At 43.3% G+C, this 14,566-nt stretch carries 13 protein-coding genes and 1 pseudogene; 1 reads left to right on the top strand and 13 read right to left on the bottom strand.

Annotated features, from left to right (window positions below; translation table 11 throughout):
* Positions 1–26: 26 nt before the first annotated feature.
* From EGM68_RS01570 to EGM68_RS01555, 4 genes and pseudogenes are all read right to left on the bottom strand, one after another.
* A complete protein-coding gene (locus tag EGM68_RS01570) occupies positions 27–686 on the bottom strand; it encodes a PspA/IM30 family protein (RefSeq protein ID WP_129548539.1) in 660 nt (219 codons plus the stop codon).
* Between the two features lie 177 nt (positions 687–863).
* Positions 864–1,705: pseudogene (locus EGM68_RS01565) on the bottom strand (aldo/keto reductase).
* A gap of 270 nt (positions 1,706–1,975) precedes the next feature.
* Positions 1,976–4,360, bottom strand: a complete 2,385-nt coding sequence (locus tag EGM68_RS01560) for a phosphoketolase family protein (protein ID WP_129548538.1) — start codon at positions 4,358–4,360, stop codon at positions 1,976–1,978.
* 291 nt (positions 4,361–4,651) lie between these two features.
* A complete protein-coding gene (locus EGM68_RS01555) occupies positions 4,652–5,374 on the bottom strand; it encodes a GntR family transcriptional regulator (RefSeq protein ID WP_013368893.1) in 723 nt (240 codons plus the stop codon).
* 316 nt (positions 5,375–5,690) lie between these two features.
* Here EGM68_RS01555 and EGM68_RS01550 point away from each other — a divergent pair, with 316 nt between their 5' ends.
* Positions 5,691–6,842, top strand: coding sequence for a glycosyltransferase (locus EGM68_RS01550; protein ID WP_129548537.1), 1,152 nt, complete (start codon positions 5,691–5,693; stop codon positions 6,840–6,842).
* Between the two features lie 221 nt (positions 6,843–7,063).
* Here the strand turns inward: EGM68_RS01550 and EGM68_RS01545 are convergent, their stop codons facing one another.
* From EGM68_RS01545 to EGM68_RS01505, 9 genes are all read right to left on the bottom strand, one after another.
* Entirely contained in the window at positions 7,064–8,014 is a 951-nt protein-coding gene (locus EGM68_RS01545) for a ring-cleaving dioxygenase (RefSeq protein WP_129548536.1), read from the bottom strand.
* A gap of 75 nt (positions 8,015–8,089) precedes the next feature.
* Complete coding sequence (locus EGM68_RS01540) at positions 8,090–8,488, bottom strand: DoxX family protein (protein ID WP_013368890.1); 399 nt, start codon at positions 8,486–8,488, stop codon at positions 8,090–8,092.
* A 69-nt stretch (positions 8,489–8,557) separates the two neighbouring features.
* Positions 8,558–8,785, bottom strand: a complete 228-nt coding sequence (locus tag EGM68_RS01535) for a DUF896 domain-containing protein (protein WP_058711434.1) — start codon at positions 8,783–8,785, stop codon at positions 8,558–8,560.
* Positions 8,786–9,122: 337 nt separating this feature from the next.
* A complete protein-coding gene (locus EGM68_RS01530) occupies positions 9,123–9,539 on the bottom strand; it encodes a DUF4280 domain-containing protein (protein ID WP_025677132.1) in 417 nt (138 codons plus the stop codon).
* Positions 9,540–10,061, bottom strand: coding sequence for a hypothetical protein (locus tag EGM68_RS01525; RefSeq protein WP_129550278.1), 522 nt, complete (start codon positions 10,059–10,061; stop codon positions 9,540–9,542).
* Between the two features lie 14 nt (positions 10,062–10,075).
* Entirely contained in the window at positions 10,076–11,326 is a 1,251-nt protein-coding gene (locus EGM68_RS01520; RefSeq protein ID WP_129548535.1) for a pentapeptide repeat-containing protein, read from the bottom strand.
* A gap of 77 nt (positions 11,327–11,403) precedes the next feature.
* Positions 11,404–12,819, bottom strand: coding sequence for a contractile injection system protein, VgrG/Pvc8 family (locus EGM68_RS01515; RefSeq protein ID WP_129548534.1), 1,416 nt, complete (start codon positions 12,817–12,819; stop codon positions 11,404–11,406).
* Positions 12,816–13,490 (bottom strand): hypothetical protein, encoded by a 675-nt coding sequence (locus tag EGM68_RS01510; RefSeq protein ID WP_129548533.1) that lies wholly within the window; start codon positions 13,488–13,490, stop codon positions 12,816–12,818. Before EGM68_RS01510 ends, EGM68_RS01515 begins: the two co-directional genes overlap by 4 nt.
* 554 nt (positions 13,491–14,044) lie before the next feature.
* Complete coding sequence (locus EGM68_RS01505) at positions 14,045–14,536, bottom strand: GNAT family N-acetyltransferase (RefSeq protein WP_064962682.1); 492 nt, start codon at positions 14,534–14,536, stop codon at positions 14,045–14,047.
* Positions 14,537–14,566 lie beyond the last annotated feature (30 nt).

Genomic DNA, 14,566 nt, shown 5'->3' with positions numbered 1-14,566 from the left:
CTGCTCACCTCTTCATGTAGAAACTATTATGATTCTTTGGGATTGATTTTCTTCTTGATTGCAGCCAGCTCATCTTCTGGATTGGTACTCTTCTCATATTGTGCGAATAACGCATCCAGGTCGTCCTTCGTTCCTGTTCGGAGCTCGGCTATCGCCATCGCTTCATCATATGCCCTGTTCACCTTTTCTTCCAAGGCCTCGAAAACAGAATCATGGTCGCCCATAGAATTCAAGGTTTGCTGTGCTTTGGCGATCGCCAGCTTCCCTTTAAGTTCGGCACGCCGCAACTCCAGTTGCCCTATATCGGACACCAATTTCTCCTGCATTTGTTTCATATGTACGGCGTTTGCCGAAGCTAAGTCATAGGATGTCTGTAACGATTCCAATTTCTCCGCCTGCAAACCTTTACGCTCCAAAAACTTTCGGGCTTCCTCTTCATTGCCAGCTTCCACAGACTTACTTGCATAATGCTGGAACTTTTTGATCTCAGTTCTACATTCATCCAGTGCTCTTTTCGCCCTTTTCTCATCAGCCAGCACTGAGGCCGTTTCCGCTTTCACCTTGCCTAGATCACTATTTAGATTTTGCATATAATCATCAATCGTCTTCTCCGGATCACTCGCCTTATCCATTAAGGCGTTGATATTCATCTTCATAATATCCCTAAACCTTGACAAAATCCCCATGATGACCTCCTTCGAAAGGACTACATTCCCCCATATCATACATCAAATCCGATTAAAAATGTTCATCATTCATCATATCTATATACGGACCTATCGCATGCTTTCGGTTATTACTAAAAGCGAAGGGTTCAAAAACCTTCCACAGATTTTTGAACCCTTCTCATTCATTCTTATAGATTATAGCTCTTCATAGGAATTGGGGTCCTGCCCCCATAGCCGTCCATCTTCCCTGCTAAGTGCCGAGATTACGTTCATTTCCTCAGGCGACAACTCAAAATCAAAAGTATTCAGGTTTTCCGTCTGATGTTTTACAGAAGAGGCCTTGGGAATCGGGATCGCTCCTAGTTGAATATGCCACCGTAAAATCGCTTGTGTCGCGGTTTTGTCATGAGCAGCAGCAATTTCCCCAATCTCTTCGTTTTCCATCATGCTGTGACCGCGACCCAAAGGGCTCCACGATTCCGTCACAATGCCCTGTTCAGCATCTTTTGCACGCTGATGCTCCTGGTTAAACAATGGATGCAATTCAACTTGATTGATGCTCGGCGCGATACCTGTTTCCCGAATCAAACGTTCATTATGCTCAGGCAGAAAATTGCAGACCCCGATGGAACGAATATAGCCCCGCTTCTTCGCCTCAATCAACGCCTGCCAGGCTTCAACATAACGATCAATTTGGGGATTCGGCCAATGGATTAAATACAGATCATAATAGTCCAAACCGCCTCTATATAATGACTCTTCGATCGTGACAATGGCTTCCTGATACGCATGTCGACGACCCGGTAGTTTGGAGCAAATCAACAATTCTTCTCTGGGTACAGAACTCTGCCGGACAGCTTTCCGACAGCACCCTCATTTTCATAGTTGAAAGCTGTGTCAATCAGACGGTAACCTGCATCAATCGCGCTAGCTATCGCTGTTACTCCATCTGCCCCCTTCAATCCAGCAGTTCCAAACCCAATGACAGGCACCTTAGTGCCATCATTCAATACCTTCTCCGGAATTGGATGGTTCATATTAACAGCCTCCTCTCCTATTCTCTTATACCATAACACCTCTTCAATATTCAGACAAAATGCAGCGAACCATTCAGTTCCCCATATACTTATTACCCACTTGCTCGTGACTTCCCTATTAAATTCTCTGTGTGCTACATCAAAAAGTGCCTGATCCCCGTTGAAATCAAGGGGGTCAGGCACTTCTATTCTGCTACCAAATCATATATTTCACTTCATGCTAGACTGCTTGGTTGTCCAACACAAAGCTGAAAATGTACTGTACTTTTTTTATTTCAGACCTTCCCATACCCAGTTCTCTACCTCTGGCAAGTCAATGCCTTCTTCGCGAATGAATTGATGATGCCTCTTAACCATTGCATCCATTTCATCCGCAATATTCGCGTACTTTCCAGCGTCAGGTAAGTTTAGAACAGCTTCCTTCACTAAATCAAAACGGTCCATTTGATTCAATACACGCATATCAAATGGTGTCGTAATATCGCCATTTTCACGGTAACCATGTACATGCAGGTTATGGTTGTGACGATCAAAGAACAGATCTTTGATCAGACCTTCGTAACCATGGAAAGCGAATACGACTGGTTTGTCCTTTGTGAAAAATTGATCAAACTCAGCGTCAGATAATCCACGAGGATCTAACTTTTGGCTTCTCAGCTTCAGTAAGTCTACTACGTTGATGTAACGAATCTTCAAATCAGGCAGTTTTTTATGCAAGATAGAGATCGCAGCTAAGCTTTCAATCGTTGGTTCTGTACCGGCAGAAGCGATAACAATATCAGGCTCTCCACCTTGATCTGTACTTGCCCAGTCAATAATCTTTAACCCTTTGTCCACCAATTCCTTCGCTTCATCAGCAGAAAACCATTGTGGGCGTGGGTGTTTGGACGAAACAACCAAATTGATCTTTTGACGGTCATTTAAAATGGTGTCAAAAACAGCTAGCAGAGAGTTGGCGTCAGCTGGCAGATACTCACGAATAAATTCTGGTTTCTTATCAGCCAAATGACCTAACAAACCTGGATCTTGGTGTGTATACCCATTATGATCCTGTTGGAAGACCGTTGAAGTAGCTACAACATTCAATGATGGGATGTCTGCACGCCATCCTTGATCCGTTGCTTTACGCAGCCATTTGAAGTGTTGAGTGATCATCGAGTCAACCACACGCAGGAAGGCCTCGTAACTTGCAAAGAAACCATGACGACCTGTCAACACATAACCTTCCAGTAAACCTTCAGCTTGGTGTTCAGACAATTGGGAATCAATGACACGACCATAAGATGACAAGAATTCATCATTAGGCTCAATAATTTGATCCATCCATTGGCGTTTGGTTACTTCAAAAACAGGAGCCAAGCGGTTAGACATCGTTTCGTCAGGTCCGAAGATTCTGAAATTGCGATTCTCTTCATTTAATACAACCACATCTTTAACGTATTTGCCCAAAACCGACATATCTTGCGCAATCACTTTACCAGGCGTGGAGTTATCCAGCGCATAGTTACGGAAATCTGGCAATTTCAAGTCTTTAATAAGGTTACCCGCATTCGCAACAGGGTTCATTCCCATTCGTTTATCGCCTGTAGGCAGAATTTCAGCAATCTCAGCTTTTAAACGACCGTTTTCGTCGAACAATTCCTCTGGTCTATAGCTATTCAGCCATTCTAATAAGGCAGGTGCGTGCTGCATATTTTTTTGATCAACCGGAATTGGAACCTGATGGGCACGGAACGAATTTGTATTCGGCACTCCGTCCCATTCCTTTGGACCCGTCCAGCCTTTAGGTGAACGGAAGATAAGTACTGGCCACGCCGGACGAGTAAGGTCATTATTTTCACGCGCATTCTTCTGGATAGCTTCGATCTTCTCGATGGCAGTATCCAATACTTTCGCCATTTCTGGATGCATGTGATCAGGGTCTTCACCTTCAACAAAGAACGGTTCCCAACCCAAACCTTTAAAGAACGAAGTTAACTCTTCTTTCGATTGGCGAGACATAATCGTTGGGTTACTAATTTTGAAGCCATTCAAGTGTAAGATTGGCAGCACTGCGCCATCCGTGATTGGATTGATAAATCTGTTAGAGAACCACGAAGCCGCTAATGGACCCGTTTCAGCTTCACCATCCCCAATAACAACAGCCGAAATCAGATTCGGATTATCTAAAATAGCACCTACACCATGAGAAAGGGAATAGCCCAGCTCTCCACCTTCATGGATAGATCCAGGTGTTTCAGGAGCAGCATGCGAAGCAATACCGCCAGGGAACGAAAATTGTTTGAACAGTTTCTTCATGCCTGGGATATCTTGAGTGATTTGTGGATAGATTTCAGTGTAGCTTCCATCAAGATATGAATTTGAAACCATCACCTGGCCGCCGTGACCAGGACCTTCAATATAAAGCATGTTCAAATCATATTTATTAATAACACGATTAAGATGAGCATAAATAAAGTTTTGGCCTGGAATCGTGCCCCAGTGTCCAATAGGCTTCACCTTTACATCCGAATCTTTCAAAGGTTCTCTCAACAAAGGATTGTCTTTTAAATAAAGCTGACCTACTGAAATGTAGTTGGTTGCACGCCAGTATGCATCAAGTTTTTTCAAATATGTTTGAGATGAGTATTCTGCTAACACGGGTGTTAAGGCCATGGTGTCCACTCCCTAGTAATTTGGTTTGTAATTTATTTCCGGAAATTTCATCTACATGTACATCATAACGCTACGCTAAATTAATTCAACCTTTTTCACAAGTGATACGGTCCAATTTTGTGAAATCTTGAACATACTATGAAATATAAATTAAAAAGACAGTAAAAAAGCTCTTACATTAAAATATATAGAAAGATAAACCAATAAAATTTGTGATAAATGAAAGGTTTGCAGACTCTAATTCTTTTTCAAAACCATAAAAAAAGACCGGAGAATTCTCCAGTCTTTTCGTTAGTGTACCGATACAAAGGTATTAAATTTCAAATATTTGTAATGAAACCGCATATGTGAAAATTCAAATGGCGTGCCGTTATCTAAAAAGAAAACACCCTCCATAATGCCTACCGGTTCATTTTCTTTCAATTGTAGTAGCTTTTGGTCATTCTCTTGGGACGGTTCTGCAAAAATGGATAAAAAAGATTTGGTGACGGCCAGGTTCCGCGAGTCTTCCAAATAATTAAAAATGGAACCCTCAATAATCGTCTGATTTAAGTCTTGGACAATTTTAATGGGGATGTAGCCCGTTTCAATCATAAAGGGATCGTCATCAAACAGACGCAAACGAACGATTTTATAAACAAAATCATGGGTATCCAAGAACAAATCGCGCTGTAGTTCTTCTGTCGGTGGAATGACCTCGAAACTCAATACTTTGATTTTTGGCTTTTTGCCATGCATTTGAAAATTATCAGTAACTCCTAGATTAGAGCCTTCATAGTTAAAGATCGATTCATTTCTTATGTATAAGGGATTAATAAATGTCCCGGAGCCTTGTTTTTTGAAAATAATTCCGACACTCTCCATTTTAGTCAGAGCGCGTTTAATGGAACTACGACTAACCTGGTAAGTCTCACTAAGACTACGTTCATCTGGCAATCTCATATCTGCAAACTTTCCAGCGAAAATTTTCATTTTAAGATCGTCAATAATTTGCTTATAGACAAATTGTGTCATATAGTACTCCTCTTTCAGGTCTTCTATAACTCCATATAGTTTACCATAAACATGTCCATTTCATCTCATGTTTGTTTGTATCTCTTTTACTTTACATCCTTATGCGTAATGCTGCCATGACATATACATCACACCACTGAAAATACCTGCAAAATAGCAAAAATTACAGAACCTCCACCTTAACATCCTCAATATGACCAAGCCTGTTTCGCACCTTGAGGGGTGTTTGACCAGACCAGGCTAAAATCCTTGAATACATTGTTATTATTTATCTTGTTCAAACGTGTTCTAATAAAAATGATGGGGGGAGATCACATTGGCTATCCGCTACAGCGTCATCATTCCAACCTATAATCGAGCCCAGCAGCTGCTGCTCACACTCGCCTCATTTGAAGCGCAAACCTATTCCAAGCAACTATTCGAAGTGATTGTAGCTGATGACGGCTCTACAGATGGGACGAAAGAAGTGGTCGAAGGCTTCAAAGCATCCTATCCTCTTACTTATGTGTCACACCCGGAACAACGCGGTCGATCTGCCGTTCGAAATTTGGGACTGCGCCGAGCAAAAGGGCTATACATCATTTTCTGCGACGCTGACTTTTTGGTGCTACCTCATTTCATTAAAACCGTGAGTCGTTATCACCGCAAGTATCCCAAATCCGTGCTTTCAGGCATTCCTCACTCGTGGGACGATGCATTTACCCATTATCACCCTGACTTTTCTGTGGAAGAAAAAGAACATTGTCGGAGCATACTTACACAATCAGGCTTATGGAATCCCGACTTTGAAACAGCGAATGAAATTATCCCGATCATCACCCCTGATGATGTCCTGCATCAAACGGGTGCATTGTCTAAAGTCGTTAGCCCCACCAGGGTTCCGCCCAGTACTCAAAAACAATTTGCCTCAACGGACGTAGCTCCCTGGATGATGCTAGTAACTCGTTGTGTAGCCATCAGACGCAACCACTTGATTCGTATTGGAGGTTTCAATGAACGGTTTGTGCTGTACGGACTCGAAGACTGGGACTTGGGCTATAGACTGCATCGCTTAAAAATCCCTTTTTATTGCATCAAAGAGTTGGTCGGATATCATCAGGAACATCCAACCCATCTTAGAGGTAACGTTTTAAATACGGAAAATCTGAGAATCATGTATGAAACTTACGGGTTCAATGACTCCTCGTTAAATTTATTCGCTCTAATTCCTCCATCCGAGGATTTTGAGACCTACAAAAATACGCTGCGCGTATTACGCAGGGGACTCCGTTCTAGGTTAACACGTTCATCGGCTATGTTGTTGAGAAGGACACTACGCATTGCTGCCAAGCAGTTTTATTATCACAACAATACCCCAGCATACCAGCAATCATTACGAGCGATAAAAAAGAAAGCAGAGAACCGGAAAAGCCGAGTCGCCCACGTGTTACGAGAAATGCTGGTAAAGTCTGAAAAGCTGTTGGAATAACAAGAGGACGGTAGCACACGAGACACATACCTGGAAGCAGATTCTGTCCTGGATAGATAATGTCGTATATTAGATTAGTCAAATCATAAATATAGGTTAATTGCGGAGGATTTCATTTTCAGGTGGTAACCTATCAAATGAAAAATCCACAATCGAATGAGATTGTGGATTTATGTGACTTCATCTGGATGCAAAACAGCAGCTATTTCGTTTGATTTCGTTTACTTTTGTTTATCTGTTAATGTTCTCACTTCAATAGGATGCAGGTTTGCCTCGATCTGAGCCCGCTGCGGTTCATACCACTCTGGCAGCATTAATTTCTGCCCCAAAGATTCTGCAGGTTCATCGTTAGCAAATCCCGGTGGATCTGTAGCAATTTCAAAAAGTATGCCGCCCGCTTCTCTGAAATATATTGCATTAAAATATTGGCGGTCGATGATTGGAGTTGGCTGATAGCCATAATGCTGAACTGCGCTTCTCCACTCTTCATGTTGCTCGAAATCTTTTGCGCGCCATGCAATGTGATGTACCGTGCCTGCTCCACCAAAGCCTAAGCCCATTTTGACGAGCGGAACATCCACAATGTTGCCGATTTCTCCAGCGGACTGATAACGAGCATATTCGGCGTCTTCATCGATTTTCGTAAATCCGAGTATGCTCTCCAATGCATCCATCGTTTTCTGTGGGTTGGCGCTAAATAGCACTGCACCTCCGAACCCCTTGATTGCTTTATCAGCCGAAATGCCATCGTAAAACCAGGTACTGTTCGATCCCTCCGCACGTTCAACAAGCTCAAGACGTAGGCCCTCATTATCCTCGAATTGAAGGTATTGTTCATTAAAACGGCTTGTTTTCGTAACTTGAATACCAAAGCTTTTCAAACGATGCTGCCAAAAATCAAGCGAACCTAGCGGTACCACATACGAGGTTATACCCACCTGGCCGCCTCCGATTCGCCCTTTGGGAGTTCCCGGTGCAGGGAAAAAAGTAATGATCGTTCCTGGGCTCCCTGCCTCGTTACCAAAGTACAAGTGGTAAACCTCGGGGGCATCGAAGTTGATGGTTTTCTTCACTAACCGAAGTCCAAGAATACCTGCATAGAAATCGACATTAGCCTGCGGATTACCGGCAAAAGCTGTAATATGATGGATACCTGTCGTTTGAAGTGACATATAAAACCCTCCTTTAAATCGTAGAAATCCTTATTTTCCATTATCGTTCAATTTTTAATGATCTAAGTTCATGTATTAATGAAGTATTGCATCAATGGAATATGAACCTGCACCTGTCAACGCAATCCCGATTACGACAGCAATAAGAACCAGTGGATATTCATAGCCATTAGCGGTTGCCCAGATTCCGTTTTGACCATGCACTTTGACAATCGCTCCGAGCATCGCCATCGTAATCAACAGTGCAGCCAGTGGAGTGAGCAGTCCTACAGTAAATAGAGCCCCTCCCAGCAATTCCATCAATCCAGCGGCCACAGCCATCAATACCCCAGGCTTGATCCCGATTGATTCCATCCAACCACCGGTACCTTTTGGACCATAGCCGCCAAACCAGCCAAAAAGCTTCTGAGCCCCGTGCCCCACGAATAGCAATCCAACCACCAAACGTATTAACAACAATCCACTCGCCAACATAAAATCACTCTCCATATTATATTTATTATTTAAAGATTTTTAAATTAGAGATATTAGACAAAATTAAATTCATGGCTTAACGATTTGAGCCTGTTCTTTTCTTAATTTTTCAGGAGTAACATCATCTCCATTCGGATCATAAATCGTAGCATTCAAAAGTATGCTTTTGATAGAGCCTCGAAAGATTTGAAGGTATTCTTTGCGAAGATCCATTTGTTCCGTTTTTTCAATTTCAGTTAACCCAACTTCTTTTGCTTTGTTTGCCAACTGGTTAATTCTTTCTAAAATCGCAAGCATGTGTATACCTCCCTATTCAAAATTTGCTGTTGTTTTATCTTTAATTTATTTATCTTGATATAAAGATATAATATTTTATTGTTCTTGTCAACACTTTATTAAAGAGAGGAGAAAATGAATCTTTGAGTTGCTTCTCCCCCTAATATCAATGCTATCTCCATGCTGGTAATACTGGTATTTTTGTACCATCGCAGTGACCAGATCATCGTAGGTCAATGGATATCCTGATAAGATCGTCTCTTCATCTGGATATCCATCTAGTACGAATGCGAAGCACCCTTCAGTTCAACTGTATACACGTCCCGAATCCAAAACCCAACGGCTTTGAAACAGACTCTTAATCCAGCTCCTGTCCATCATTTTCAATTTGGATATGACCACAATACAGACACTGATGGGTACAGTTTTGTGTCAAGGCCGGCTGTCCCTCGATCTTCACATCACTTTTCCCATTCAGCCACGGCATGGTCAGAACTGGAACACACGGAGCCTTTTTCACGCCATAGATGTCCACCATCTCACTAGCCTGTACAGCCGGATTTAAAGGACTGGAGCAATTTCCAAAAGACTGAATGTTCACTCCTGGAACGTAATCTCCAATGTTCATTTGTGCTTTGTTTTTTACGTAGACACCATGGCTAAAAGGTCTTTTCAAACGGGTAGGTTGTGTGCCATAACTACAACTTAAGATCGCTCCTGCCACGACATAGCTTTTTTTTGCGCCCGTTCCCGGTTTCACTTGGGCTTCTTCCACTTACCCCATCCTCCTTAGTGCTTCCATCTCGACTCTTTGCACTCGAATGCCTGTAAAAGATCGGCGCAGCAGGCTTTCTGCCACAGCCAAATGGATATAGATATGAGGTTCGATCAGTCCCTCAATCCGAAAAACAAGGGGCTCTATCTCCCCCTGTCTCAGTATCAAACGCTTCAACGTACCATTGGGATACCATTCCGTTTGTGCGGACAAACAGTCCACCATCGGCGGACGAAGCACCCAGTATACCTCCTGTCTGGCCTGCTGGAAATCGGTAAGGATGGCCGCTTTCCATTTCAGTCCCGGCATATATTTCTCCAATAATACTTTCATCCGATCAGACACCAGCGGCAGGGGAAATTCCAGAAAATCCGGGTACACTGTTCGTGGATCGCTATGTACAGCCAAAAAAAGAGGATCATCCTTCTGTTGATCTCCCTCAGCTTCTGTCAGGATTTTCTCTACTTGCAAAGGAGACAGCGCAGCAGGCTCCACCCGATGTTTTACCCGCTCGTCTATCATCAGTCGAAAATATCTCAATGCAGCCACTCCTTTTTGCTAGCATCACCCCTTACCTGTGTAGACCACTCCAAACCAATGGCTCCTCTACGCTGCTCATCGGTAAAAATGACTCCTTGTACGTTTGCACCCGTAAAATCGGTTCCGATCAAACAAGCCCCTTTAAAGGATGCACCTGTCGCATCTGCTCCAACAAAGCAGGCATCCGTGAGGTCTGCCCCGTCCAAGGACGCTTTTTGTAGTAACGCCTCTTGAAAAATGGCTCCTCGTAACTGTGCATCATGAAAACGGGCTCCCTGCAAGCTCGCCCCTGTGAAATCTACGCCAGCAAAACCCAATGCCTCCCAATCCAATGAAGCATCTGATCCATATCCGGCGTTACCCATAACGACATCCAATATGGCCCCTTTCATCGAGCATCCGCTAAAATTGGCTCCATGAAGCAAGCTGTATGTCAAATCGATTCCATTTAACTCACTTTCCTGCCACACCGTTCCTACCAGGATACAGCCATGCAGACGACTATGTTCCATCCTGATTTGGCGAAAGGCTGTATAACGAAAATCCAACAGGCTATAATCCCCATCTGACAATTGAACTTGGGTCAACGCCTGATAGCTGTACGCATGTTCTTCTTTTTCCTCCAACCATGACCGGATATCATTTGCCTCCATGACTCTGCGATCTTCTCGATATACTGACACACTATGATCCAAAAATTCACCCACACGAATCTCGAACGTCTCTTCCCGCTCCAGCTCTTGAAACTCCGGTAAGCACACCGCCTGTTTCATCGCCAAGCGCACCACATTCACAACGAGCGCATGAATGTGTACCGCTGCCTCCAGCATAACCTGCTCCCATTCAAGCTCCGTTAGAGAAACATGCTGCTTCTCTACCTCCCTTCGCAATTGTCGCTGCAAATCGGTCCAGTAGGAATATGCCCAGCTTGTATCCCATTCCAATCGGATCGGCTGCGGATCAAGCATCCATAAAGCATCGGAAGCCTCTACGAGATAAGCAGGCCGTTCTTCCAGCCATGCGGTACGTAGCATGGAGTACGTGATATAACCGATCCTTCCCTTTCTTCCTTGAAGCTGCTCTCGCCGAATGTGCTGGTAATATCCCCGGAACTCTTCGACACAAGCCTGAACCCGTTGCTCCTGCGTCACCTTGAACTTCAGCGCCCAGTCTCTGCGGATGAGAAGCCACGCCTGATTCAAAATGGCATGCCATTGCGGTTCTAACTCATCAATAGACTTCTCCATTTGTACCCAACCACCACCTAAAGCTCTTCATAAATTTATGTCTTCAGGCTGACGCCATTCACCCGCTGCCCTATAGCCTAATTCGACTTTACTTCACTGCCCTTCATGTCCGCTGATCCACTCAATTGAATATGACTGCCATTGCAATCCATACGCAGCTCGCTGCCTGCCGACAAATTCATCGTTTTCCCTGCCGACAAGCTCAGATTACCACCCGCCGAGATACTTACCTGTTTATTGCTCACAATATGAATGCCTTCCTTGTCGTCCAGCTTGATAAAAATAGCACCATCTTTACCCGTCACGACCAGTTCATCCGGTCCCAAACGAATTTCTTTTCCATGAGGTGTTCGCCATATTTTCATCTGCGGATTGGAAAGCTTGTTATGTCCGCTCCCTCTGTCTGCACGTCGGACTGCACTGCCTGCTACCCCATCCTCTTCACGGCTGCCCGGAAAATAAAGTGAAACCGGGTCCCCTTTTTCCGGCATTACGTACCAGCCTGTATGTCCCCCGCCGCTATATACCGTCGAATAATTGAACCAATGCGCCTGATCGACCGCCTGCTTCTCGTCGCAATCCAGATGGATACGTACCTGATCCTGACGCACGTCCACGACCACCCCTCCTAATGAAGCGCCCGCCAGCTTTTCCTGATAGTAGCCTTTCTGCCGTAAGCCTTTATACGAGGCAAGCACATATTGATGCCGCAACAGACCCTGTCTCATTTCCGTATAAGCCTCCATGACATACAAACTGTGTCCCTGAAAGGTCAACTGAGCGCCCAAATCCAGCACCTCGTCTGTCTCCACCTCATAAAAAATAAAGTCATTTTCGTTTACCTTTGCCTGCTCATTTTCCTGAAAGTAGCGGAAAGGCAGCATCTGCTTGCGTACCGTATAACGGGTATGATCCAGTACTGCCTGTGCAGGGCTGTCTTCAATGCCAAAATAAAATTTGGGACTATCAAAACGCGACACAGGCATCAGGCTCGTATGATAGCGGGAAGCCATGCGTCTTAAAAAAGCCCAATCCGTCTCCTGATACTGGATGGCAATCCGTCCGATAGGCTCTCCACCGGTCGCTCCATCAATCACATCCAATCCCTCATAATCCTTACCAATCTGCTCCAGCATCTGAGGAATTGTCATTTTGGTATATTGAAAAGAACGGGTGCGTTGCTGAACATCCATCCGATAAGTATGGGAGATGGCCTCTACCTCCAGATAGTACACATCCCGCACAACCTTCACTTCGACCGATAGCGCAATTCCGCTGAATAGCGGCTTACTTTCACCCGATTCATTGCGCTGGCTTACCTCAATAACCGTGTTCTTTTCCGTCGTTTCCACATAGCTGTCCTGCATTTCTTCCGGGATGATCCCTGTAAAATAGAGCCGAGTATGCTCGTTGATTTTCTTCGCGAGGGTAAGGTGCTCCAGCTCAACCAACTCATAGGGATGGATTTGGATATTGTCGTAGCCCAGACTCATAGCGAATCCACTCCTCTCTCAAGCGTAGGATGTAAAAGCAATGGAACTGCATGGAGCGATTGTACTGTATTTTCCGCTACAGACAGCCATACCTCCATGTCCGATTCCATGCAATTAAACGTTCCCATCATCACCTGTCCTGCATGGGTGAACAGCAGGATTTCGTTGTACAAATTCGTATCCACGCCTGCAGCAACAAAACGGATCATCCCAATGGATAGACCAGAATGATTCACGATCACTTGAGTGCCCAGCCAATTACGGATTGGTTGTACAGATCGCAAAACGTCCGCCATTTGCTCCACAAACTCAGGAAGCTCCTCGTCCGCCAAAAATGATTCTGTCCGACTAAAGGTGATATTCACCGTTCCATCCTCCGAGGTATAAATGACCTCTGGACGATGCTCCGAAGGATATTTAAATTTGGTCTGTTCAAGTGGCATCAAGCTAAAGGATTTCGGCACGCTAACCTCAATTTCTCCGTCCAAAATCACCCTTAATTCCAGCGGAATGAGCTCATCACCTAACCGTAACGCCAAATTTTTCTCAGAAACGGAGTGATCCTGTTCGGAAATAACAGTTTGAGAAAGACTCGTATTTACGTTATTAGATGCAACATCATAATTAAGCTTATTTTTAAGACTTAAAATATGCTCGTCCATATAGTTCATAGGGTTAGTCCCTTCTTCTTAAAAAAGATGAGTATTTAATTCAAAATATAAAAGCAAAAGGGCATATTTAACAATAACCCATCTTATGTATGTATCGGCCAGAATCGAGACTTTGTTTACAGAAAGAACCATAGCATGCGTTATTTTCAATGTATATTTCTGAAATCAATATGGATAAGAGGATTGATCGGAACGGACTATGGATCGAATTGAATCCATCCTTGCTCAGAATGAAAGCAGGTATTATGACTTGGAAAGGCAGCTACCATAATACAAATGATTTTTATCAAGTGGTTTGGATAATGGGAGATTGTTGAGTTAAAATTATACTTGGTCCGGATTCGAACCTACTAAAAAGCAAAAACCCGCTCATAGAGCGGAGAAGTGGCGACGGATCTAAACTGAAACTAATGCAATTAAATGAGAGAGTAGCCCTTCAAACCAAAAAAAAGCCAGTGCCGACGAAAGCATCATTCAACGCGAAGTCCGTACCACCTCTATTCAAGAATACTACACAAAATAATTTTAGTTAATTCAAATTGTCCTTGTAATATTCATAATATGCTTTTCTCAAATAGAATTTCATCACGAATTGTAATACCATTATTTGATATTTTTGGTGTATTAGGTTTTATAATCCTTGCCTTTTCAACAGAGTTTGGGAATATTTTCGCAATTTGATAACCCTTTTTTTGATAAAATAAAAAAGCATGCAAGTTATCATTAGTTGTTACTAATTTTATTTTGCAACATCCGCTCTTTTTTGATACTGCTTCCACCTCATTCAATAACGCAGTACCAATTCCCTTATTTTCATCTTTGCTATCTAAAGAAATGATTTCACATTCATTATCACTTATAACATAAGTGATTAATCCCATAATCTTTTCTTTATGATCTACGACAGCAAATCCATCTAACTCATCACATTGATAGATCCCGCTAGAAATCACCATTTGTGGAGTTCCCCAATTACAAATAAAAAAATCGGTTATCATTTTTTTATCAAATTCTTTTGTATCAACTACGCAAGATTTCCCCTCCATCTTATAACTTTATAAATTGTCATTTTTCAT

The sequence above is a fragment of the Paenibacillus sp. M-152 genome (assembly GCF_003856555.1).
Taxonomy (GTDB): Bacteria; Bacillota; Bacilli; order Paenibacillales; family Paenibacillaceae; genus Paenibacillus; species Paenibacillus polymyxa_C.
This window is presented reverse-complemented; position numbering and strand designations above follow the sequence as displayed.

Coding starts and splice junctions, on each gene's coding strand:
- EGM68_RS01570 (WP_129548539.1), bottom strand. CDS start 686: ATGGGGATTTTGTCAAGGTTTAGGGATATTATGAAGATGAATATCAAC.
- EGM68_RS01560 (WP_129548538.1), bottom strand. CDS start 4,360: ATGGCCTTAACACCCGTGTTAGCAGAATACTCATCTCAAACATATTTG.
- EGM68_RS01555 (WP_013368893.1), bottom strand. CDS start 5,374: ATGACACAATTTGTCTATAAGCAAATTATTGACGATCTTAAAATGAAA.
- EGM68_RS01545 (WP_129548536.1), bottom strand. CDS start 8,014: ATGTCACTTCAAACGACAGGTATCCATCATATTACAGCTTTTGCCGGT.
- EGM68_RS01540 (WP_013368890.1), bottom strand. CDS start 8,488: ATGTTGGCGAGTGGATTGTTGTTAATACGTTTGGTGGTTGGATTGCTA.
- EGM68_RS01535 (WP_058711434.1), bottom strand. CDS start 8,785: ATGCTTGCGATTTTAGAAAGAATTAACCAGTTGGCAAACAAAGCAAAA.
- EGM68_RS01525 (WP_129550278.1), bottom strand. CDS start 10,061: ATGATAGACGAGCGGGTAAAACATCGGGTGGAGCCTGCTGCGCTGTCT.
- EGM68_RS01520 (WP_129548535.1), bottom strand. CDS start 11,326: ATGGAGAAGTCTATTGATGAGTTAGAACCGCAATGGCATGCCATTTTG.
- EGM68_RS01515 (WP_129548534.1), bottom strand. CDS start 12,819: ATGAGTCTGGGCTACGACAATATCCAAATCCATCCCTATGAGTTGGTT.
- EGM68_RS01510 (WP_129548533.1), bottom strand. CDS start 13,490: ATGAACTATATGGACGAGCATATTTTAAGTCTTAAAAATAAGCTTAAT.
- EGM68_RS01505 (WP_064962682.1), bottom strand. CDS start 14,536: ATGGAGGGGAAATCTTGCGTAGTTGATACAAAAGAATTTGATAAAAAA.